We start from the raw sequence: 22,972 nt of genomic DNA on the forward strand, positions 1-22,972 counted from the left end.
CTCAGTTGTAGATGATGTGGAAGTAGAAGAAGCGACCGTAGTCATCGATCTCGGTGCGGAAGCGTCCGTTCGGACCGGTGCTGTAGGTCGGCTGGGTATTGAACAGGTTCTTCGCCTCGTACTTCAGCGTCACGTGCCTGCTGACCTTGTGGCTGAAGGCCAGGTTGAAGGTCATGTACGGGTCGTAATACGAGTCCAGCCACTGGGTATCGCCGAAGTCGACCAGCATGCGGCTGCGGTAGGTACCGGACACACGCAGCTGCGAGCTCTTCCACGGCATGCGCCAGATCACCGAGCCGTTCACCGACCAGTCCGGCTGGTACAGCAGGCGGTCGAGGCGGCGCTCGCTGCCATCGCTGATGCGGTAATTGGTCTGCCCGTCCAGGCGGGTGGCATTGAGGTACATGTCGAAGCGCTGGCGGCCCCACTGCAGATTGCGGTTTGCCACCGCGAACTCGACACCGCGCAGCGTCGACTCATCGGTGTTCATCGGCTGGGTGACGCGATAGCGGACGTCGCCGATGTTCTCGAACGTGGTCAAGGTATAGATGTCGTCCTCTATCACCTTGTCGAACAACGCGACCGACACCAGGCCGTTGTTGCCGTTGAAGTACAGGTCCCAGGCCAGGTCGATATTGGTCGAGCGGCGCGGCTGCAGCGAGGCATTGCCCTGCTTGATGGTGCAGAAGCCTCCGCCCAGCTCGTCATCGCCACAGCTGGTGCTGGTGGCCTGGGCGATGTTGCTGGGTGTCGGCCGGCCCAGCGTGCGGCTGGCGGAGAAACGCAGACGCTGGTTCTCGCTCAGCTTGAAGGTCGCATTCAATGACGGCAGCAGGTTGTTGTAGCCGCCGCTGCTCTTGCGGAATGCCGAGGTGTAGGTGGTACCGCCATCATCACTGAACGAGCTGAACGCATCGAAGGAGGTGTGGTCATAGCGCAGGCCGCCGATCAGCAGCAGCCGGTCCCAGGCGTAATGCGCCGAAACGTAGGCGTTGGCGATGTCTTCCACGTACTTGTAGTCGCTGGTGAAATCCGCATTCGGGTAGGCCGCATCGTTGTTGCCCAGCTTCGGGTACAGCTCGTCATGCCACTTGCGGTTGTCGATCAGCGGGAAGCCGGGGACGCTGCCAAGCAGCGTCGAACCGGGATACAGATAGTCGTTCAGGGTCGCGCTGGTCTTGTAGTAGTCGAAATCGATGTCCTGCCAGATCTTCAGGTGGCGATACTCGGCACCGGCGGCGAGACCGAAGCCGCGCGCATCGGCATCGATGTTGTAGCTGAAGTCGGCACGCAGGTTGTCAATGCTCTCCTTGGCGTCGCGCGGCGAGATGTAGGCCTGCGCGGGATTGAGCTTGAACGCCGAGCTGGTCAGCAGGCTGGAGTCCGACACACCCACCGCGTTCGGAAAGCCATGGCTGTCGTTGGCATAGTCGACGAACAGGTTGCTCGGGTACGCGCGTACGCCCCAGTAGACCTGGGTGTTGTGGAAGGTCTCTTCGGTGTGGCCGGCGCGCAGGGTCAGCCGCGAAAGGTCGCCGATATCCCAGTTGAAGCTGGCGATCGCACCGCGGTTGCTGCGGTCCCAGCGGTCATGGCGGTTCTTGATGTAGATGCTGTTGATCTGGGTGGTGCCGCCGTCCTCGGTCTGGTTGCGTATCGGGAACTTGGCATTGCCATACAGATCGGTCTTGTTCATCGTCGAGTTCTCGTAGAACCGGTACGAGTACAACAGCAGCGAGGCATAGAACGGATCATCCGACGGCTTCCATTCCAGCTTGGCCGAACCACCGAAGTTGGTGATGTAGTTGGTGTAGGTGCCGGTGCTGAAGTTGCCCGGCGCGCGCAGGCCGTTCCAGCCTTTCGCCTCGTCCGGGCCGGTGGTGCCATCGGTGAGGTACTTGCCGGCATCGTTGTAGTAATAGTTCGATTCGACCCAGCGCTTGACGCTGTTGCGCGAGCGCTGTTCATAGCGTGCGACAGCGACGATGCCGAACTGATCATCGGCACCGAACTGGTTGGAGAACACCGCCTTGGCGCTCTTGCCGAAGTGCCCCAGGGTCTTGTGGTCGCCACCCGCGCTGCGCCCCACGTTGGTCTCGGCCGTGGAATAGATGCCGGCCACGTCGGCGAACACATACTTGCCGGAGCGGTCAAAGGCACTGCGGCTGATGATGTCGATCACACCACCAATGGCATCCGGCGCCTGCTCGGCGCTGAAACTCTTGTAGATGTCCGTGCGGGTGCCGATGTCGCTGGGAATCAGCTGCAGGTTGTTCATGCGCTCGCCGGAGCCACTGCCACCCACGCTTGCGATCGCGATGCCGTCGATGGTCGTGTAGTTGAGATTGGCCTGCACACCGCGCACGGTCACATAGCGCGGCTCTCCCGCATCTTCCACCGCACTCAGCCCGGGCGCGGCCATCAGGCTCTCGGCCAGCGTCTCATCGCCGTAGCTGTCCATCTCATCGTAGATCACCGAATCCTTGATCACCGGCGAGGTTTTCTTCTGATCGATCACCTCATGGGCGGCGATCACCTTGATCGTTCCCAGGGTCGGAGCGACCACGGCTTGCGGCTGCTGCGGTGCCGGTGCGGCCCGCCTGGTTTCGCGCTGGGCCGGTGTCGCATCGATGGCGATCACGTTGCCGTCCAGCACCGTGTAGCGCAGGCCGGTGCGGGCCAGCAGCGTGTCCAGCGCCTGCTTGACGGTGGCGCCCCGCGGTACCGCGCCCGCCATCGGTGCATTGCCCGCGCCGGCATACAGGAACTGCACGCCGGAGCTGCGTGACAGCTGCTCCAGTGCCTGGCTCAATGGCTGCGCGGCGATCGCTGCAGTGACCTTGGTCTCAAGCCCGCTGGACGACACCGCCTGCGCATGTGCGCCCAGACAGGGAGACAAGGCCAGTACCACCGACAGATAGAGCTTCTTGCGCATCACGGTTCCTTGCAGGAGAGAGGACTGCTGCTGCCGCATCGGCATTCGACAGCGGCTTCTCCCAAGTAAGAGCCGGCATCGGCGGAAGTGGAGAACGCCGATTCGATGAATTTTTTCTGACAGCCCATCGCCCAACCGGGATCAGCGGCTGGAGACCCATACCGTGTCCTGTTCGCGACGAATGACGAAGCGCGCGTCCCGCTGCAGGAATGCCTGCAGCGCAGCAACCCGGTGCGCCTCCAGGCTGCCCGACAGGCGCGCCGCCCGCGCCACGTCATCGGTCACCTGTACCTGCACCTGGTTGTGCCGGTTGAACGCAGCAGCCACCTCGTCCAGGCGCTCATCACGGAACGACACCCGGCGCTGCTGCCAGTCCAGCAGCATGGACATCGGTATTTCCAGCGGCTGCACCGCATGGCTGAGATGATCGACCTGCACCACCCGCCCGGCAGGCAGCTGCGCCAGCCGGCGTTGCCCGTCACCAGCGGTCCAGACCTCCACCTCGCCGGATACCACGCCGATGCGCGTGCTCTGCAACCGGCGCGACACATCGAACACGGTGCCGATGTCACGGATCTGCAGATCACCGACCCGTACCTGGAAGGGCCGGCGATCCGCTGCGATATCAAATGTGGCCTCGCCCTGCAGCAGTTCGACGCGGCGGCTGAACCAGCCAATCTTCACCCGCAGACGGCTGTCTGCATTCAGCCGCACATGGGTCCGGTCAGCCAGCACCACCTCACGCAGTTGCCCGTGCCCGGCGACCAGCAACTGTTCGCGCGGCATCAGCCACGGCAGCAGACCGGCCACCAGCAACAGTCCGCACGCCACCGCAGCCACCCGCCTCCAGAGCGGCCGGCGCGTTCGTGTTGCAACCACGGCGCGCGGCGCGGGCACGGGCGCGGCAAACAACGGCACCACTTTCGCCGTTGCCTGCAGCATCGGCAGCACTGCCCTGCTTTCGTGTTGCTGCGCGTGCACCGACATCGCCGCGCCGACCTGCCGGTGCAGATGCAGGGCATGCAGGTACGCGCGCACGTGCTCGGGCGAGCCCTTCATCCACGCCATGAACTCGGCGCGCTGCGCAGCGCTCAGGTCACCCTCGCGGTTGCACAGGAACCAGTGCGCAGCCTGTTCGGCCACCCCGTCATCCATCGCTGCAGGCTCCTGCTGGTTCATCCGTCCTTCCCGGCGCCCAGCGCCTTCCTGCAGGCTTCCAGCCCCTTGCCGATGTGCTTGCGCACCATGTGCACCGACACGTCCAGCTGCGCCCCCACCTGATGGCAATCCAGTCCTTCGCGGTAGTGCAGCTCCATCACCCGCCGCGTCGTGGGCGGCAGTTGCGCGATGGCGCCACGGATACCGCTCCAGCGCTGCACCCGCTCGAAATCAGCCTCGATGTCCTCTTCGCTGCTGAGTACCTCGGCCAGCAGGTCGACGTCCTCGATCTGCGGCAGGCCGGAGCGCGAGCGTGCCTGTTCACGGGCCAGGTTGGCTGCCACCGCGAACAGATAGGCTTCAGGGTTCTCGATCGCCGCGGCGTCTTCGCCGGTGCTGCGCAGCAGGCGCAGGTAGACCTCCTGCGCCAGATCTTCGGCATCGGCAGCCTGTGAACCACGCCGAAGGAAGAAGCCACGCAGCAGGCGGCGCCGCAGGGCGTAGCTCTTCTCCCAGATCCTGACGCTGTTCACAACCGACCAACCACCCCGAGGCTGGAAAACCCAGCAGGGTGCACACCGACGATGACACCCGCATTGCAGCGGCGCCGGGCAAAGCGCAGGTTCGCGCAGACCCAATCGCCACCTGTCTACCGGCCAGCAGGTGCGCCGCCTACGCTTGTCTCCCCGGCAGCCACCAAGGCTGCCCCCGCGCCACGGCCCTGCCGGCGCGACTCCGCTCCAGAGCTGTCGCCCTGCCGGCGGTGTCGCGCAGATGCCGGCCGGCGCTCTCTGGAGACGCAGCATGAACCAGGCACACTTCCCTCTCGACGCTGATCCGCAGGAAACCCGCGAATGGCGCGAGTCCCTGCAGGCGGTGATCGAGGCCGGCGGCCGCCCCCGCGCGCACTATCTGCTGGACCAGCTCGATGCACTCGATGTGCAGCAGCATGGCGACCTGCACACCCGTGCGTGGACCGCCTACACCAACACGATTCCCCCCGAACGCCAGCCTGCCTACCCGGGTGACCTGGCCATCGAGCGGCGGTTGAACGCGATGATCCGCTGGAACGCCATGGTGATGGTGCTGCGTGCCGGCAGGCATTCCAATGTCGGCGGCCACATCGCCACTTACCAGTCCGCCGCGGTCATGTATGACGTGGGCTTCGATCACTTCTTCCGTGGCCGTACCGACACCTTCGACGGCGACATGATCTACATCCAGGGCCATTCCGCGCCGGGCATCTATGGCCGTGCGTTCGTGGAAGGCCGCATCAGTGCAGAGCAGATGGACAACTTCCGCCGAGAGGCTGGGCGCGAGGGCCTGTCTTCGTACCCGCACCCGCGATTGATGCCGGACTTCTGGCAGTTCCCCACCGTATCGATGGGCCTGGGTCCACTGACCGCGGCCTATCAGGCCCGTTACATGCGCTACCTGGAGTACCGCGGCTTGAAGCAGCACCAGGGCCGCAAGGTCTGGGCCTTCCTCGGTGATGGCGAAATGGACCAGCCCGAGTCGCTGGCGGCCATCTCGCTGGCCGGGCGCGAGCGACTGGACAACCTGGTGTTCGTGGTCAACTGCAACCTGCAGCGCCTGGACGGACCGGTGCGCGGCAACGCCAAAGTGATCCAGGAACTGGAAGGCGCCTTCCGCGCCGCCGGCTGGAACGTGATCAAGGTGATCTGGGGCAGTGGCTGGGACGACCTGCTGGCACGCGATCACAGCGGGCTGCTGCGCCAGCGCATGATGGAGTGCGTGGATGGCGACTACCAGACCTTCAAGTCGCAGAGCGGCGCCTACGTACGCGAACACTTCTTCGGGCGCTACCCGGAACTGCTGGCGCTGGTCGCGGACATGAGCGACGACGAGATCTGGGCGCTGGCGCGTGGTGGCCACGACCCGCAGAAGGTGTACGCCGCCTACCAGCAGGCAGTGAACACCAGCGGCCGGCCGACCGTGGTGCTGGCCAAGACGGTGAAGGGCTTCGGCATGGGCGAGGCCGGCGAAGGCCAGAACATCAATCACCAGTTGAAGAAGATGAGCGCCGATGCGGTACGCGCCTTCCGCGACCGTTTCGACCTGCCGATCAGCGATGAACAACTGGAAGAGATGCCGTACCTGCGCCCGCAACCGGGCAGCCCGGAGGCGATCTACTTCGCGCAGCGTCGCCAGGCGCAGGGTGGCCAGCTGCCGGCACGACTGGCACAGGTCGATCCGCTGCCGCTGCCGCCGCTGTCCACGTTCAACGTCCAGCTGCAGGGCAGTGGTGATCGCGGCCAGTCCACCACCATGGGCTTCGTGCGCATCCTCTCCACCCTGCTCAAGGACCCCGAGCTGGGCAGTCTGGTGATCCCGATCGTGCCCGATGAATCACGCACCTTCGGCATGGAAGGCCTGTTCCGCCAGATCGGCATCCATTCTTACCTCGGCCAGTTGTACACGCCGCAGGATGCTGGCCAGCTGAGCTATTACAAGGAAGCCAAGGATGGCCAGATCCTGCAGGAAGGCATCAACGAATCCGGCGCGATCTGTTCGTGGATCGCCGCCGGTACCGCGTACGCCAACCACGGCCTGGCCACGATTCCGTTCTACATCTTCTATTCGATGTTCGGCCTGCAGCGCGTCGGCGACCTGGCCTGGGCAGCGGCCGACGCGCGCACCCGTGGCTTCCTGCTTGGCGCCACCTCGGGCCGCACCACGCTGATGGGCGAAGGCCTGCAGCACGACGATGGCCACAGCCACGTGCTGTCTTCGGTGATTCCCAGCTGCGTGTCCTATGACCCGACCTACAATTTCGAGCTGGCGGTGATCATCCACGACGGCCTGCGCCGCATGTATGTGGAGCAGGAAGACATCTACTACTACATCACCCTGCTCAACGAGAACTACCCGCACCCGGCCCTGCCCGACGGCGCCGAAGCCGGCATCCTGAAGGGCCTCTATCTGCTGCGCCGCGCCGCGATCGATACGGTTGCGCAGCCGCGCGTGCAGTTGATGGGCAGTGGCTCGATCCTGCGCGAGGTGCTGGCCGCCGCCGATCTTCTGCAGCAGGATTTCGGTATCGGCAGCGATGTCTGGAGCGCCACCAGCCTGACCGAACTGCGCCGCGACGGCCTGGCCGTCGAGCGCTGGAATCTGCTGCACCCGGCCGACGAGCCGCGCGTTCCCTACGTGCAGCAGTGCCTGCAGGACCATGCCGGCCCGGTGGTGGTGGCGACCGATTACATGAAGATCGTCGGCGACCAGATCCGCCCCTTCATCAACGATCGTCGCTTCATCGCACTCGGCACCGATGGTTTCGGCCGCTCGGATACACGCGAATCGCTGCGGACGTTCTTCGAGGTCGATCGCTACTTCATCGTGCTGGCGGCACTGAAGGCCCTGGCCGACGACGGACATGTCGAACGGAACCTGCTGCAGCAGGCAATCGACCGCTACGGGATCGATACCGGCAAGCGCGATCCCGCCGCCGCATGACAGCGCAGCAACGGCATCCGCAGAGCACGCCTCTGCGGGTGTCGCTGCACTACACCGCTACGGCAACCGCTTGAACAGGTTGGTCTGCAGGATCGGCGTGCCGTCATGAGCGAAGAACGCCTTGGTTTCGGTCATCGTTGAACGGTCAGCGGCCACCGTATACACACGGGTGGACGCCGGCGCACCGTGATCGACCAGCTGCATCACCAGCGTGTTCGGCGCCGGCAGTTTCAGCGTCGCCTGGTTGGCACCGTAGCTGCCGGTCAGCGCCGCGGGCGTGCCGTCCAGCGCCAGCGTACCGTCGGATTTCATCGTCTTGCCATCCTGCAGGACGATATCCACGTGCGAGCTCCACCTGCCCGCGCCGGCATCCTTGAATTCCAGCACGACCTGTTGCGGACGCTGTGCTTCAGGCAGCGCGGACGTGGCGATATCCAGCGACCAGCGGCCCAGCAGCGGCGAGGACTTCGCGCTTTCAGCCAGGGCAGGCATCGCCTGCAGCAGGGCCACGGACAGCAACGCGACGGACAACAGCTTCATGCGAGGCTCCGTTCGAGTGAGGGAGGTGCTGCAGGTGCATTGTGGGGTACCAGCAAAAGCCGATGCTGCGCGCCAACGTCCGGTCGTGCAAGCGCTGGCCGATGTCCCCCTCCCCTCCGTCTTGTGACGCTGAATAGTTACGTTATAACATTTCACATTCTTTTCACGGAGTGTGTCATGCGTCGTCACCTGCTTGCTGCAGCCATCCTGTTCGTCGTCCACAACGCCCATGCCAGCGACGACCCCACCCTGCCCGCCGTCCAGGTCGAGGCAAGCAAGCCCTCCCGGATCGACAGCATCGTCACTGTCGAAGCCTCGCAGGCCCAGAACCGCACCCTCGGCGGCATGCTTGAACATGTCTCCGGCGTGCAGAACAGCGCCTTCGGGCCCAATGCCGGTGCGCCGGTCATCCGCAGCCTCAGCGGCAACCGCGTGCAGATCCTGGAAGACGGCCAGTCCATCCTCGGCATGAACGCCTTCAGCGGCGACATCAACATTCCGTTCGACCCGCTGTTCGTGCGCAGCGTCACCGTCAACAAATCCTCCGATACCGTCCGCTACGGCGGCAACGCCATCGGCGGCAGCGTCGACATCGATTCCGGCCTGATCTCGCGCACGATGGAGGACAAGGACCAGTCGATGGAGCTGGTCCTGCGCAAAGGTTTCAACGCGGCCGATGCGCAGGGCTTCCGCATGAACTTCAACAACCAGCGCAATGTCTCGACGAACCTGCAGGTCTCGCGGCAACGCATTTCGTACTACGACATTCCCGGCAACAGCAAGGCGGGCGTCTGCAACACCCGGCTGTTCCCGGCCACCGGCGGCGTCAATTCGGCACTGGCCGACAGCTGCCAGAAGGAAGCACGCGTCCAGCAGCTCTACAACAAGGCCTCGCAACCCTACATCGACCAGTTCATGACCGAGAACCCCGATTGGGCCGATGGTGATTTTTCCTTCTACACCAACAGTCCGACCTCGGTCTGGCAGCGCCGCACCTACATCAATCCGGTCAATCCGGCCTATGTCGCCGGCACGCCGTCGTACGTACAGAAGCAGATCAACAACGATGTGACCCCCGATTACCACCATCGGCTGGGCAACAGCTACTCACGCAGTTCTCAAGTGGCACTCGGTTCGACCTGGTTCTTCGATCGTGGTTACGTCGGCGTCAGCATCGATGCCAAGGACAGCGAATACGGTGTGCCGGGCTTCTCGATGCAGAACCTGTCCTTCGGTGCGAACCCTGCCGACGGCCTGCCGGTGGGCGTGGTGATCAAGCAGCAGCGCTACGCCCTGGAAGCGTTGCTGCGGGACCCGCTGCCTTACGTCGAACGTGCCGAACTGCGGGTTTCAAAACTGGACAACACCTCGGGCGAGCGCCTGGGCTCGACCAGGGCCAACGACTACGACTTCCAGAGCACCCAGGCCGAACTGCTGCTGGCACATCAACCCGTCGGGCCGCTCAGCGGCGTGCTCGGTCTGAGCCATCAGGCGCGCGACGTCACCGGCAGCGGCGCGCTGCGCTACCTGCCTGATGTGGAAACGCGCAGCAACGCGGTGTTCCTGAAGGAAACCCTCGACGTCGGCTGGGCATCCTTCGATGCCGGCGTCCGCCATGAACGCGTGGACCATGACCTGCAGCCCAGCCGCTTCAAGACCTCGCGCAATGCTGCCAACACCACGCTGCAGGACCGCTCCTATCGCCTCAACAGTTACAGCCTGGGTTCGTATGTCGGACTCGGCCCGCTGTTCGCCGCCAAGGTGCGCTATTCGTCTTCGCAGCGCGCACCGGAGATCAACGAGCTGTATGCCAGCAACGCGCACTATTCGGTGATGACCCAGGAAGAAGGCAACCAGAACCTGCAGCCGGAACGCGCGAAGAACCTGGAGCTGACCGGACTGTTCCACCTTGGCGGCTTCGCGCTGTCAGCCACCGCCTACCGGATGAAGTACGACAACTACCTCTACCAGGGCCACTCCGGCATGCAGATGGCCAACCGCCTGCCGCTGAAGTACTGGAAGCAGACCAACACCACGGTAAAGGGATTCGAGATCGATGCCTCGCAGGCGCTCGACCTTGGCGGCTACGGAACATTGAATCTGTCCGCCTTCGCCGACCTGGTCAGGAACCAGGCCGATCGCCCGGACACGCTGCGCGCGCACAACGACGGCGAGTACCTGCCGAACATGCCGACCAACCGCTATGGCGCCACCCTGCAATGGCAGCGCGACAGCTGGAAGCTACAAGTCTCCAGCACCTATTACGACAAGCAGAAGTACCTGGGCCGCAACGTCAGCGAAGAGATTCCGCTGGATGCATTCAACCTGGTCGATCTGCAGGTCAGCCGCGAACTACCGGTGCGCAATGCTTACATCGCGGGGATGGAGGTGTTCGTCAACGGCAGCAACCTTCTGGATGACGACGCCCGCCCACACAACTCGCCGTTGAAGTACATCGCACCGCTGCCCGGTCGCGGGTTCCAGGTCGGCGTGACCGTAAGGCTTTAAGGGACCGGAAAAGAAAAACGCCTGCAGATCGAGGATCTGCAGGCGCTTCTTTGTATCTGGCGGAGCGAGAGGGATTCGAACCCTCGATAGAGCTTTTGACCCTATACTCCCTTAGCAGGGGAGCCCCTTCAGCCGCTCGGGCATCGCTCCGGGGTTTTCTCCGCGTCTGGTGCGTTGCACCTCAGCGGGGCGTGAATCATAACGTTAATCACGCGCGAAGGTAAAGCCTTATTCCGCAGAATTTTCACCACCGGTGCTGCCGGCTTCGTCACCACGCTGGATGCGCTGGTAGATCTCTTCGCGATGCACAGCGACGTCCTTCGGCGCAGTGATGCCGATACGCACCTGGTTACCCTTGACGCCAAGCACGGTGACGCTCACCGAGTCACCGATCATCAGGGTTTCGCCGACGCGGCGAGTCAGGATCAACATTTTTTTAAGTCTCCATGGAACCGTGTGGAAGGGTATCCCCCACCGGCTTGACGCTCCGTCAAGAAGCGCGCCCACGACAAAGGGAAAAGATTCGCAATGGTACCGTCAGCCGTCCCGCTCCTACAAGGAGGGGGGACGGCAGGGGTTCATCACAGGCGGGGGCTGACCCATTCGACGACCGCAGCCAGCGCGGTGGCAAGGGCGGGCCCGTCCTCGCCACCACCCTGGGCGAGGTCCGGGCGTCCGCCGCCCTTGCCCCCGATCTGACCGGCGATATGGGACAACAGTTCCCCGGCCTTGACCTTGCCCATTGCACTGCCGTTCACGCCCGCGACCAGGGCTGCCTTGCCGTCCTGGGCACCGGCCAGCACGATCACCGCGTTGCCCAGCTGCTGCTTCAGGCGGTCCATGGCATCGCGCAGGGCCTTGGCATCGAAGCCTTCCAGGCGGACAGCGAGGACCTTCACGCCGGCGACCTCGACGGCCTGGCCGGACAGATCCGCCGTGGCGCCGGCAGCGACCTTGGCCTTCACGGCCTCCAGCTCGCGCTCCAGCTGCTTCTGGCGCAGGCCCAGCGCACGGATCTTTTCGACCACGTCGGCAGCGCTGCCACCCAGCAGTTCCGCGGCCTCGGCCAGGCGCGCCTCCTCGGCATCCACGTAGTCCAGCGCGCCCTGGCCGGTGACGGCCTCGATACGACGCACGCCGGCCGATACGCCGCCCTCGGAGGTGATCTTGAACAGACCGATGTCACCGGTCCGGTTGACGTGGGTACCACCACACAGCTCGGTGGAGTAGTCACCCATCTTCAGCACGCGCACGTTCTCGCCGTACTTCTCGCCGAACAGGGCCATCGCGCCGAAGTCCAGCGCTTCCTGCATGCCCATGTTGTGCACTTCGGCGGCATTGTTGGCGCGCACCTGCTGGTTGACCTTGCGCTCGATGATCGCCAGTTCCTCGGCGCTGATCGGCTGGAAATGCGAGAAGTCGAAGCGCAGGCGGTCCGGCGCCACCAGCGAGCCCTTCTGCTGCACGTGGGTGCCCAGCACTTCGCGCAGGGCAGCATGCAGCAGGTGGGTGGCCGAGTGGTTGAGGATGGTGGCGCCACGGCGCTCGCCATCGACCTGGCCGGACAGCACATCACCGATCTTCAGGCTGCCCTGGGTGAGCTTGCCGACGTGGCCATGGAACTGGCCCGCGAACTTCTGGGTGTCGCTCACCTGCATCTGCACGCCGGCAGCGGACAAGGTGCCGGTGTCACCGACCTGGCCGCCGGACTCGGCGTAGAACGGGGTCTGGCTGGTCAGCACGATGACCTCGTCACCGGCCTGGGCAGCGTCCACCGGGCGGCCATCCTTGAGGATCGCGACCACGTTGAGGCCATCGGCCTGCAGGCGGTCATAGCCGAGGAAGACGGTGGGCTTGAGCGTGGCGACCAGATCGGCCGACAGCGTCACGCCACCGCCGAACTTGCCGGCCGCACGCGCGGTCTCGCGCTGCGTCTCCATCGCGGCGTTGAAGCCGTCGATGTCCACGGTCAGGTCACGCTCGCGGGCGATGTCCTGGGTCAGGTCGAGCGGGAAGCCGTAGGTGTCGTACAGGCGGAACGCGTCCACGCCCGGGATCACGCCATTGCTGACCTTGGCCGCAACGTCGTCGAAGATCTTCATGCCCGAATCGAGGGTTTCGGCGAAACGCTCTTCTTCGGCCTGCAGTGCGCGCACGACGGTATCGGCCTGCGCCGGCAGTTCCGGATAGGCCTCGCCCATCTGCTCGACCAGGGTCGGCACCAGCTTGCTGAAGAACGGCTGGCGCACGCCCAGCATCCAGCCATGTCGCAGCGCGCGGCGGATGATCCGGCGCAGCACATAGCCGCGGCCTTCGTTGGACGGCAGCACGCCATCGACGATCAGGAACGAACAGGCGCGGATGTGGTCGGCGATCACCCGCAGCGACTTGTTTTCCAGATCGGCGGTGCCGGTCAGCTCCGATGCCTTGCGGATCAGCGCCTGGAACAGGTCGATCTCGTAGTTGGTATGCACGTGCTGCAGGATCGCGGCCAGGCGTTCCAGGCCCATGCCGGTATCCACGCACGGCGCCGGCAGCGGCATCAGCGTGCCGTCCTGCTGGCGATCGAACTGCATGAAGACCAGGTTCCAGATCTCGATGAAACGGTCGCCATCTTCGTCCGGCGAGCCCGGCGGGCCACCGGCGATATGGTCACCATGGTCGTAGAAGATCTCGGTGCAGGGACCGCACGGACCGGTATCGGCCATCTGCCAGAAGTTGTCCGAGGCGAACGGCGCACCCTTGTTGTCGCCGATGCGAACGATACGTTCTTCCGGAATACCGATCATGTCGCGCCACAGCGCGTAGGCCTCGTCGTCGGTCTGGTAGACCGTGACCAGCAGGCGCTCGGCCGGCAGCTTCCAGACCTGGGTCAGCAGCTCCCAGGCCCAGGCGATCGCATCCTTCTTGAAGTAATCGCCGAAGGACCAGTTGCCCAGCATTTCGAAGAAGGTGTGATGGCGGGCGGTGTAGCCCACCTGGTCGAGATCGTTGTGCTTGCCACCGGCACGCAGGCAACGCTGGACGTCGGCCGCGCGCACGTAGCTGCGCTTTTCCGCGCCCAGGAACACGTCCTTGAACTGCACCATGCCGGAGTTGGTGAACAGCAGGGTCGGATCGTTGCCCGGCACCAGCGGCGCCGACGGCACGATGGTGTGGCCTTTGCCCTTGAAGAACTCAAGGAAGTCGCTGCGGATCTGGGATGTCGTGAATTTGGCGGATGCGTTCATGGGGGCTGGCAGTCTGCGGGCCGGGGCCCGTGCCGCCGGCCGCAGTGGCCAGGGTCGAACGGACCGCCGAAACCCCAAAGGGTATCAGGCCCGGCGCCATCAGTCTCAGTCGTCCGGATCGTAACGGGTCGCACGGCGGATGCTGTCGCCATCAAAGCCCCGGCGAGCCAGCAGATCGGCGGCCTTGCGACGCTGCGCCAGGTCCTGCGGGCCAGCCTCACCGAAGCGGCGACGGACCAGATCCCGGGCGTTCTCCGTCCAGTCGCCTTCAAAGGTCTCCATGGCGGCAGCGATCTGCTCGCTGTCCAGTCCATGGGTGCCCAGTTCGGCACGCACATGGATGGGGCCGTAGCCGGTATTGGCGCGCATGCGCACCAGATTTTCGGCAAACCGGGTGTCGTCCTGCCAGCCAGCCTCGGTCAGCTTGTCGACCGCGGCCTGCGCCGCCTCGCCCTCGATACCCCGGGAGGTCAGCTTGCGGGTCAACTCCTTGCGCGAATGCTCACGCCGCACCAGCAACCCCAGGGCACGCTGGACGGGCGTCTGTTCGCGTACGCGGCGCTTGCGGCCGGGTTCCGGGGCGTCGGAATCGTTCATGCTCGCCTTCAATCAAATGCGCCGTCCCTGGCGCGTCCCCCGTCGGGGAAACCGAATCTGCAGGACAGGGCGACGTCACTGACGGCGCCGCCCTGCCCCACAGCAAGCCTTACTCGTCGTCGCCTTCGTATTCGCCTTCTTCACGGACGGCTTCGGTCGGCTGGAACTTTTCGCGCAGCTCGGCCTCGAGCTTGGCGGCAACCTGCGGGTTGTCGCGCAGATAGCCACGGGCGTTGTCCTTGCCCTGGCCGATGCGCTCTTCACCGTAGCTGTACCAGGCACCGGCCTTCTCGACCAGCTTGGCCTCCACGCCCATATCGATCAGTTCGCCTTCGCGGCTGATGCCTTCGCCGTACAGGATCTCGGTGATGACCTGCTTGAACGGCGGCGCCAGCTTGTTCTTGACGACCTTGATCTTGGTCTGGTTGCCGATGATCTCGTCGCCCTTCTTGATCGCACCGATACGGCGGATGTCCAGGCGCACCGAGGCATAGAACTTCAGCGCGTTGCCGCCGGTGGTCACTTCCGGGCTCTGGCCCGGCATCATCACACCGATCTTCATGCGCAGCTGGTTGATGAACACCACCAGCGTGTTGGAACGCTTGATGTTGCCGGTCAGCTTGCGCAGCGCCTGGCTCATCAGACGGGCCTGCAGACCTGGCAGCTGGTCTCCCATCTCGCCTTCGATTTCAGCCTTCGGGGTCAATGCGGCGACCGAGTCGACCACCAGGATGTCCACCGAACCGGAACGGACCAGCATGTCGGCGATTTCAAGCGCCTGCTCACCGGTATCCGGCTGCGACAGCAGCAGATCGTCGACGTTGACGCCCAGCTTGCCAGCGTAGATCGGGTCCAGCGCATGCTCGGCATCAATGAAGGCCGCCGTACCACCCAGCTTCTGGCACTCGGCGATGGCCTGCAGGGTCAACGTGGTCTTGCCGGAGGATTCCGGGCCGTAGATTTCCACGACGCGCCCCTTGGGCAGGCCACCAATGCCCAATGCGATATCCAGCATCAGAGAACCGGTCGGAATCGCCTCGACAGGCTCGACCACACGGTCGCCCATGCGCATCACCGAGCCCTTGCCGAACTGCTTTTCAATCTGGCCCAGAGCTGCAGCGAGGGCGCGCTTCTTGTTCTCGTCCATCGGATTGGTCCTTGCAGAGGTCACGTCGTTGGAGGTGCTGTCTTTGGAAGTCTTCTTGGCCATGGGTTCACTTTAAGGCTGGCGTATCGCACAGGCTGAGATTCTGCCCGGCGTTCGGAAAAAAATTATCGGACATCCGTACCAACCTCAGCAGAACCAGAGAATCGCCACAAAAGACCGCGGGAATTACAGGATGAATCGTCAACGGTTTGGTCGCAGCAGCCCGCAGTACAGGCCCTCGATCGAGAAATCCTGGTCAGGAAGCACGTCAATCGGTTTGTAATCGGGATTGCGCGGCAGCAGGCGGATCCGGTCCTTGGCGATTTTCAACAGCTTGACGGTGATCTCGTCATCGATGCGCGCCACCACGATCTGCCCGGAATGGGCGTCGCGGGTGCGGTGCACGCCGATCAGGTCGCCGTCGAAGATGCCTTCATCGATCATTGAATCGCCCTGCACTTTCAGCAGGTAGTCCGGCGCCGGCGAGAAGAACACCCGGTCCAGCACCACGAAATCATCCGAGCCGATGTCGGCGCCGATCGGCAGACCCGCCGCGACCCGACCCAGGATCGGCAGGCGCAGGACGCTGTCGGGCAGCCCCGGCTCGGCGAGCTTTTCCACCGGTGGCGCCTGCACCAGACGAATGCCGCGGGCCTGGCCCGGTACACGGCGGATCGCCCCGGCCTGCTCCAGCGCCTCCAGGTGGTACTGCGCTGCTCGCACCCCCTTGAAGCCGAAGGCACGTGCGATTTCAGTCTGCGACGGCGGTGCGCCTTCGCTCTCGATACGCTCGGCGATCAACTGCAGGATCGCCTGCTGGGTGTCGGTCAGGTCCATGGTTAGTAGTATTACTACTAACATCCGGGACTGCAAGTGCCGGGGGCGATTGCGGGAAGCGCGAATACCGCCGGGCATGGCCCGGCGCTACCGGGAATGCGACGTGACGGGTCGGCGGTGGCGGAAGCGAAAGCAGCCGACCAGCGGGCGGCTCTACAGGAATCGCTGCGCGACTCCGCGGTTCCCGGCGGGAATCACCGCGGCAAGCGCACTACGTGTGCTTGCCGCTGCGCCAGATCGAGAACAGGATCCACACCCCGCAGAACCCTGCGCCGATGAAACCGCACACGCCCAGCGCCAGCAGCCAACGGCTGGAAACGCCTCCTACGCTGTGCATCACGATCGAGGAGCCGATGATCAAGGCTGCCGTGACGATCCCCATCACCAGCCGGTTCGCGGCGCGATTGACCTGGTCGCCGAAGCCCTGCAGCGCGCTGGTCTCGACCTTCAGCTGCAGGCGGCCCCGGCGCGCAGCCTGCACCAGCTTGCGCAGATCCCGCGGCAATTCACCGGCAAAGTCGATCATGCCCAGCAGACTGCGGCGGCCACGCTTGAACAGCGCCCGCGGCGCATAGCGCTGCAATACCACCCGCTCCAGGAACGGGCGCGCGGCGCTGGCCATGTCGAAATCCGGGTCCAACTGGCGGCCCATGCCCTCCAGGGTCAGGAAGGCCTTGATCATCAATGCCAGATCCGCCGGCAGGGTCAGGTTGTAGCTGCGCAGCAGCTGGGTGATGTCGCCCAGCATCAGGCCGATGCGCAGGTCCTTCAGCGGCACGCCACGGTACTGGTCGACGAACAGGCTGATGTCGTGCTGCAACCGGTTCTCGTCCACTTCCACGCCGCCCGCCCAGTCCAGCAGCACATCGGCCACGCCCTGCGGGTCCTGTTCCACCAGACCATGCAGCAGCTGCGCGACCTGGAATCGGCGCACCTCCGACAAGGCGCCGACCATGCCGAAATCGATCACGCCGATGCGGCCATCGCGCAGGTAGATGATGTTGCCCGGGTGCGGATCGGCGTGGAAGCTGCCGTCCTCCAGCACCATCTTCAATACGATGTCGGCACCACGCCGGGCCAGTTCACGGCGGTCGAGGCCGGCCGCATCGACGCCGGCCAGATCACGCCCCGCAATGCCGTCGACGAAGTCCTGCACGTTCAGGCTTTCGCAGGTCCATTGCCAGTGCACCGCCGGAATCAGGATGTCGTCCCGCCCTTCGAAGTTGCGCGCGATGCGCTCGGCATTGCGGCACTCCGCGGCGAAATCCAGCTCGCGCCGCAGCGACACGGTGAACTGCTGCACCACCTCGGCGGGCCGGTAGCGGCGCAGGTCCGGCAGGCGGGCTTCAACGATCTCGGCCAGCCGTGCCAGCAACCGCAGGTCGGCTTCAACCACGTCACGGATACCCGGGCGACGCACCTTCAACACCACTTCGCGGCCATCGCGCAGCCGCGCACGGTGGGCCTGGGCCAACGATGCAGCGGCCATCGGGCTTTCATCAAGGAAGGCGAACACCTGCGACGGCGGTGCACCGAGGTCGGCCTCCAGCTGGTCGCGGATCTTCTCGTAGGGCAATGCAGGGACCGCGTTCTGCAGCTCGGAGAGTTCGGCGATCCAGTCCGGCGGCAGCAGGTCGACGCGGGTGGCGAGCACCTGGCCCAGCTTCACGAAGGTCGGCCCAAGCTCCTGCAGGGCGCTGCGCACGCGCACTGGCGCGGTCATCCGCAGCATCTCCTGCCGCTCCTCGTTCCAGTGCAGCAGGCGGCCAGTACGTTCCAGCACCGTGGCCAGGCCGATGCGCCGCACGACGTCGCCGAAGCCGTAGCGGATCAGGACGGCGGCGATTTCCTGCAGCCTACCAAGGTCACGGACGGTGCCCAGCGTCTCCCACATCGTTGCCTACTCCGGTTGATTGCCGGAGCAGCATGTCACAGCTGGGCGTCGATACCGTGCAATGCCGCCGCTACGGTCTGCCGGCGGATGGCTTCGCGGTCACCGTCGAACTGGAACAGCTCGGCACGCGCATAGCCGCCGCGGCGCTTCCAGCCGATCCAGACACTGCCGACCGGCTTGTCCGGGCTGCCACCGCCCGGACCTGCGATGCCGGTGACCGCCACCGCGATGCCGGCGCCGGAATTGACCAGCGCCCCGGACACCATCTCCAGCACGGCTTCGCGGCTGACCGCACCGAACTGTTCCAGTGTCTGCGCGCGCACACCGAGCAGGCGCTGCTTGGCTTCGTAGCTGTAAACCACCATGCCGCAATCGAAGAACGCCGAGGAACCGGCGATGTCGGTCATGCACTTGGCGATCCAGCCACCGCTGCAGCTTTCAGCAGTCACCAGTTGCAGCGAAGCCTGCTGCAGGCGCTGGCCCAGCGCAGCGGCCTGGGCGTTGAGTTCGGCGTCGGTCGGGAAGGCCATCGGGGTAGCTGAAAGGTGAAGAACCTGCACGTTGTACCGCAGATCGCAAGGTGGTGTCGCGGCACGGGCCCGCGGGAGCTGCCGGCCAGCGGCCGGCACTACCTCACCATTCGGGCAGCTTTTCCGGCAGCAGGGCCCGGATCGGCTCGCCATCGGCGCTGGCCGCCAGCTTCTCGGCCTCGGCGATGGGAAGATCGACCTGCAACAGCCAGCCCTCGTCATCAGCCTGTTCACTGCGGACCACCTCCAGCTGGTGCAGGCGCGCGCGCAGGCGGCCGGCGCTGGGCGGCAGGCGCAGCTCGCCGGTGACGTGCTGCAGCCCCAAGCGCTTGCCGAGCACGGCCTGCAACAGCTCGATGCCCTGCCCGTCGCGTGCGGAAATCCACACCCGCTCACGCCGCGATTCATCCGGCACGCCGTCCTGGCCGTCGTGGCGCACATCGGCACCCTCGATGCGGTCGATCTTGTTGAACACCAGCAACTGCGGCAGGTCGCCGGCACCGACGGCGGTCAGCACTTCGTCGACCTGGGCGATGCGCTCCTCGCGGTGCGGATCGGCGGCATCGACAAGGTGCAGCAGGAAATCCGCTTCCCGCGCTTCGGACAGGGTCGAGCGAAAGGCCGCCACCAGGTCATGCGGCAGGTCGCGTACGAAACCTACCGTATCGGCCAGCACCACGTTGCCACCGGGCACGGCTATCCGGCGCACGGTCGGATCCAGGGTGGCGAACAGCTGGTCAGCCGCATAGGCCTCGGCGCCGGTCATCGCATTGAACAAGGTCGATTTGCCGGCATTGGTGTAGCCCACCAGGGCGACGCGCGGCAATTCGCTGCGCACCCGCGCACGGCGCATCTGGGTGCGCTGTACTTCGACTTTTTCCAGCCGCTTCTGCAGCTGTTCAACCCGCTTCTGCAGCAGGCGACGATCGGTTTCCAGCTGGGTTTCACCCGGGCCGCGCAGACCGATCGAACCACCACGCTGGCGCTCCAGATGGGTCCAGCCACGCACCAGGCGGGTCGCCATATGGCGCAGCTGGGCCAGCTCGACCTGCAGCTTGCCTTCATGGCTGCGCGCACGCTGGGCAAAGATGTCCAAGATCAGACCGGTACGGTCGATCACCCGGCGCTCCAGGAAACGTTCCAGATTGCGTTCCTGGCCCGGGCTCAACGCGTGGTTGACCAGGATCAGGTCTGCTCCGGTTGCTTCGGCGGCGGCCTTGATCTCATCCAGCTTGCCGCTGCCGAGCAGGGTCGATGGATTGGGACGATCCAGGCGCGCGGTGATGGTCACCGCGATGCTGGCCCCAGCCGAGCGGGCCAGATCACCGAATTCTTCCAGCACATCGTCTTCCAGCTTGCCGAAATGCGGCTGGATCAACAGGGCGTGTTCGCCCTTTTTCGAGCGGTCAAACATTCACCGCTCCAACATCATTCGTCTGCTTCATCACCCGCCTGACCATCCTCACCTGATTGCACGTACCCACCACCCGGGCCGACCTTGACGTTGCGCGCCGGCACGACGGTGGAAATGGCGTGCTTGTAGACCATCTGACTGACGGTGTTGCGCAGCAGGACCACGAACTGATCGAACGATTCGATCGTGCCCTGCAGCTTGATGCCGTTGACCAGGTACACCGAAACCGGCACGCGTTCGCGCCGCAGTGCATTCAAGAAAGGATCCTGCAGCGATTGCCCCTTGGACATTGCACACTCCTGATTATTGTTCTTATTGGTAGCCGGCGGTCGCCGCGGCCCCCGAGCCGCTTGCCGGCCCATGATGGTACACGGCCAGCGTCGGTTCAGCGTGCAACGAAGGTCGACACCGCGCCTGCCAGGCGCTCCCCATCCATATGGGGGTCGAACCAGCGTGCATCAAGCTCGCCGCGCAGCCAGGTCAGCTGGCGCTTGGCCAGTTGCCGGGTGGCGAAAATGGACTTGTCACGGAAGCGGGCCTGGTCCCCCTCGCCGTCCAGGTACTCCCAGGCCTGGCGATACCCCACCGCGCGGACGGCGGGGAGGTCCAGCGGCGCGGCGACCGCCTGCATGTCCGGCAACGCACGCAGGGCGCGCACTTCGTCGAGAAAGCCGTGGGCGAGCATGGCGTCGAAGCGGGCCTCGATGCGCTGGTGCAGCACGGCGCGGTCGCGCGGCGCCAGAATCAGCTTCAATGTACGCACCGGCAACGGGGCTACGCCGGGGCGGCGCTGCCATTCACTGATCGGCGTGCCGGTCAGGCGGTAGACCTCCAGCGCCCGCTGGATGCGTTGCGGGTCGGTGGCATGGATGCGCGCGGCGGCGGCGGGATCAACCGTGGCCAGTTCGGCGTGCAGGGCCGCCCAGCCACGCTCGGCGGCCTCGGCGCTCAACGCGTCGCGCATCGCCGGATCGGCCTCCGGCATCGGCGACAGCCCCTGCAGCAGCGCACGGAAGTACAGGCCGGTGCCGCCGGCCAGGATCGGCGTCTTGCCCCGGGCAACGATGTCGGCCACCACGCGGCCGGCGTCGGCAGCGAACTCGGCGGCCGAATAGGTCTGCCAGGGATCGCGCAGGTCCAGCAGGTGGTGCGGTGCCTGCGCACGTTCGCCGGCATCAGGCTTGGCCGAACCGATATCCAGCCCGCGATAGACCAGCGCCGAATCGACGCTGACGATTTCGCCATCCAGCTGCTGCGCCAGTGCGATCGCGGTGGCGGTCTTGCCGCTGGCGGTCGGCCCCATCACGGCGATCGCCAGCGGCCGCTGATCGACGGCCATCAGTCTTCGTCCGGCCAGCGGAGGCTCGGTTTAGCATCCACCCGGACAGCAGGCACCGCGTCGACCGCCTGCCAGACCTTCAACGCATCGACCGTCGCTGCCACATCGTGCACACGCACGATACGGGCACCGCGCTGCACGGCAATGAGGTGTGCGGCCACCGACGCAGCGACCCGCTCTGCCGGTGACTCGCGACCGGTCAGCTCGCCCAGGCTGCGTTTGCGCGACAGCCCGGCCAGCATCGGCACACCCAGCTCGAGAAAACGCTCGGAACGGGCCAGCAGGGTGATGTTGTGCGCGGTGGTCTTGCCGAAGCCGAAGCCGAGGTCGATCAGCAGATTCTTCTTGGCGATGCCGGCCATCTCGGCGGCGAACAGGCGCTGCACCAGGAAGCCATGGACCTCGGTGACGACATCGTCGTACTGCGGGTCGGCCTGCATGTGGCCCGGCTCGCCCTGCATGTGCATCAGCACCACCGGCACGCCAGTGTCTGCCGCGGCCTGCAGCGCACCGTCCTGGCGCAGGCCGAAGATGTCATTGATCATCCCGGCGCCTGCAGCCACTGCGGCACGCATCACCTCCGGCTTGAAGGTGTCGATGCTGATCGGCACCGATGTACGCGCCGCCAGCTGCTCGATGACCGGCACGACCCGACGCAGCTCTTCGTCGATCGACACCGGCGCCGCGCCCGGGCGGGTGGATTCGCCGCCGATGTCGAGCAGGTCGGCGCCCTCCTCCACCAGCTTCAGGCCATGCGCGACCGCCGCTTCGGTGGTGTCATGGGCACCGCCGTCGGAGAACGAATCGGGGGTGACGTTGACGATCCCCATGACCCGGGCACGGTCCAGGCGCAGGATGCGGCCGGCGCAATCGAGCTGGGGAGAGATATCGAACATGGCAGATCCTGCGGTCAACGAAGGGTAGTTTACGGCGGCAGGGCGGCGCCCTGCACCCGCAGAGGCCAGGTCTGGAGCAACAGCAATAGCGGGTTTTCGTGGGATGGCGGGGTGGGTCCGGTTGCGGGGGACGCCGTGAATCCCCAGACCTGCCCAGCCGCTGGCGGCTGTGCGTTCGGGCGCTTGCGAAGCAGTGCTTCGCAAGCAAAGCGCCCTCACCCATGGAGGCTTGGCCGCGGCATCCATGCCGCGGACACCCCCGCAATCGGACCCACCCCGCCTTCGACAGTTTCCCGGTGCCCGGTAAATCCACGCCATGCGTGGATGAATCTCCATTGGAATCGAATATCTCGACAATTGAACGAAGAGCATCCACGCATGGCGTGGATCTACGTGTCGACCAAGGTCGACACCTACCAACAGCAGCCCAACAGCAGCGGGGAATCGTCGAAGGCGGGGGCGGGGGGGGG

Annotated in this window: 17 protein-coding genes and 1 tRNA gene; 2 read left to right on the top strand and 16 right to left on the bottom strand. The window is 65.1% G+C overall.

What is annotated here, in order from left to right; genetic code table 11:
• Position 1 precedes the first annotated feature (1 nt).
• From ACFX4F_RS16050 to ACFX4F_RS16060, 3 genes are all read right to left on the bottom strand, one after another.
• Complete coding sequence (locus ACFX4F_RS16050; protein WP_380657039.1) at positions 2–2,935, bottom strand: TonB-dependent receptor; 2,934 nt, start codon at positions 2,933–2,935, stop codon at positions 2–4.
• Between the two features lie 141 nt (positions 2,936–3,076).
• A complete protein-coding gene (locus ACFX4F_RS16055; RefSeq protein ID WP_380657042.1) occupies positions 3,077–4,114 on the bottom strand; it encodes a FecR family protein in 1,038 nt (345 codons plus the stop codon).
• Positions 4,111–4,626, bottom strand: a complete 516-nt coding sequence (locus tag ACFX4F_RS16060) for an RNA polymerase sigma factor (RefSeq protein ID WP_380657044.1) — start codon at positions 4,624–4,626, stop codon at positions 4,111–4,113. Before ACFX4F_RS16060 ends, ACFX4F_RS16055 begins: the two co-directional genes overlap by 4 nt.
• A gap of 271 nt (positions 4,627–4,897) precedes the next feature.
• Between ACFX4F_RS16060 and aceE the strand changes: the two genes are divergently transcribed.
• Positions 4,898–7,570 carry a pyruvate dehydrogenase (acetyl-transferring), homodimeric type gene (gene aceE, locus ACFX4F_RS16065; protein ID WP_380657047.1) on the top strand — a complete coding sequence of 891 codons (2,673 nt, stop codon included), beginning with the start codon at positions 4,898–4,900 and terminating at the stop codon, positions 7,568–7,570.
• A gap of 57 nt (positions 7,571–7,627) precedes the next feature.
• On the opposite strand, the gene ACFX4F_RS16070 is transcribed toward aceE, so the two are convergent.
• Positions 7,628–8,110 (bottom strand): LuxR family transcriptional regulator, encoded by a 483-nt coding sequence (locus ACFX4F_RS16070; RefSeq protein ID WP_380657050.1) that lies wholly within the window; start codon positions 8,108–8,110, stop codon positions 7,628–7,630.
• 177 nt (positions 8,111–8,287) lie between these two features.
• Here ACFX4F_RS16070 and ACFX4F_RS16075 point away from each other — a divergent pair, with 177 nt between their 5' ends.
• The gene (locus ACFX4F_RS16075) at positions 8,288–10,618 is read left to right on the top strand and encodes a TonB-dependent receptor (protein ID WP_380657053.1); all 2,331 of its coding nucleotides are present in this window, start codon (positions 8,288–8,290) and stop codon (positions 10,616–10,618) included.
• Between the two features lie 57 nt (positions 10,619–10,675).
• Here ACFX4F_RS16075 and ACFX4F_RS16080 read toward each other — a convergent pair.
• The 12 genes from ACFX4F_RS16080 to folP form a co-directional block, all read right to left on the bottom strand.
• Positions 10,676–10,768 (bottom strand) — tRNA-Ser (locus ACFX4F_RS16080).
• A gap of 78 nt (positions 10,769–10,846) precedes the next feature.
• Positions 10,847–11,050 (bottom strand): carbon storage regulator CsrA, encoded by a 204-nt coding sequence (csrA, locus tag ACFX4F_RS16085; protein WP_025878924.1) that lies wholly within the window; start codon positions 11,048–11,050, stop codon positions 10,847–10,849.
• A 149-nt stretch (positions 11,051–11,199) separates the two neighbouring features.
• Positions 11,200–13,848: an alanine--tRNA ligase gene (gene alaS / locus ACFX4F_RS16090; protein WP_100464750.1), complete on the bottom strand. Its 2,649-nt coding sequence runs from the start codon at positions 13,846–13,848 to the stop codon at positions 11,200–11,202.
• Between the two features lie 105 nt (positions 13,849–13,953).
• Positions 13,954–14,445, bottom strand: coding sequence for a recombination regulator RecX (gene recX, locus ACFX4F_RS16095; RefSeq protein WP_099820106.1), 492 nt, complete (start codon positions 14,443–14,445; stop codon positions 13,954–13,956).
• Positions 14,446–14,554: 109 nt separating this feature from the next.
• Positions 14,555–15,592: a recombinase RecA gene (gene recA / locus ACFX4F_RS16100; protein WP_380657071.1), complete on the bottom strand. Its 1,038-nt coding sequence runs from the start codon at positions 15,590–15,592 to the stop codon at positions 14,555–14,557.
• Positions 15,593–15,793: 201 nt separating this feature from the next.
• Positions 15,794–16,429: a transcriptional repressor LexA gene (gene lexA, locus ACFX4F_RS16105; RefSeq protein ID WP_025878920.1), complete on the bottom strand. Its 636-nt coding sequence runs from the start codon at positions 16,427–16,429 to the stop codon at positions 15,794–15,796.
• Positions 16,430–16,640: 211 nt separating this feature from the next.
• On the bottom strand, positions 16,641–18,323 hold the full coding sequence (gene ubiB / locus ACFX4F_RS16110; RefSeq protein WP_099820105.1) for a 2-polyprenylphenol 6-hydroxylase: 1,683 nt from the start codon (positions 18,321–18,323) through the stop codon (positions 16,641–16,643).
• A 35-nt stretch (positions 18,324–18,358) separates the two neighbouring features.
• Complete coding sequence (locus ACFX4F_RS16115) at positions 18,359–18,853, bottom strand: CinA family protein (protein ID WP_025878918.1); 495 nt, start codon at positions 18,851–18,853, stop codon at positions 18,359–18,361.
• Positions 18,854–18,956: 103 nt separating this feature from the next.
• Entirely contained in the window at positions 18,957–20,267 is a 1,311-nt protein-coding gene (gene hflX, locus ACFX4F_RS16120) for a ribosome rescue GTPase HflX (RefSeq protein WP_340568325.1), read from the bottom strand.
• A 14-nt stretch (positions 20,268–20,281) separates the two neighbouring features.
• Positions 20,282–20,557, bottom strand: a complete 276-nt coding sequence (gene hfq, locus ACFX4F_RS16125) for an RNA chaperone Hfq (protein WP_025878916.1) — start codon at positions 20,555–20,557, stop codon at positions 20,282–20,284.
• A gap of 95 nt (positions 20,558–20,652) precedes the next feature.
• A complete protein-coding gene (gene miaA, locus ACFX4F_RS16130) occupies positions 20,653–21,606 on the bottom strand; it encodes a tRNA (adenosine(37)-N6)-dimethylallyltransferase MiaA (protein WP_380657062.1) in 954 nt (317 codons plus the stop codon).
• On the bottom strand, positions 21,606–22,502 hold the full coding sequence (gene folP, locus ACFX4F_RS16135; protein WP_380657065.1) for a dihydropteroate synthase: 897 nt from the start codon (positions 22,500–22,502) through the stop codon (positions 21,606–21,608). The genes miaA and folP overlap by 1 nt, the downstream gene beginning before the upstream one ends.
• Positions 22,503–22,972 lie beyond the last annotated feature (470 nt).

Origin of the sequence: Stenotrophomonas sp. YIM B13575, assembly GCF_042787595.1 — a bacterium.
Taxonomy (GTDB): Bacteria; Pseudomonadota; Gammaproteobacteria; order Xanthomonadales; family Xanthomonadaceae; genus Stenotrophomonas; species Stenotrophomonas lactitubi_B.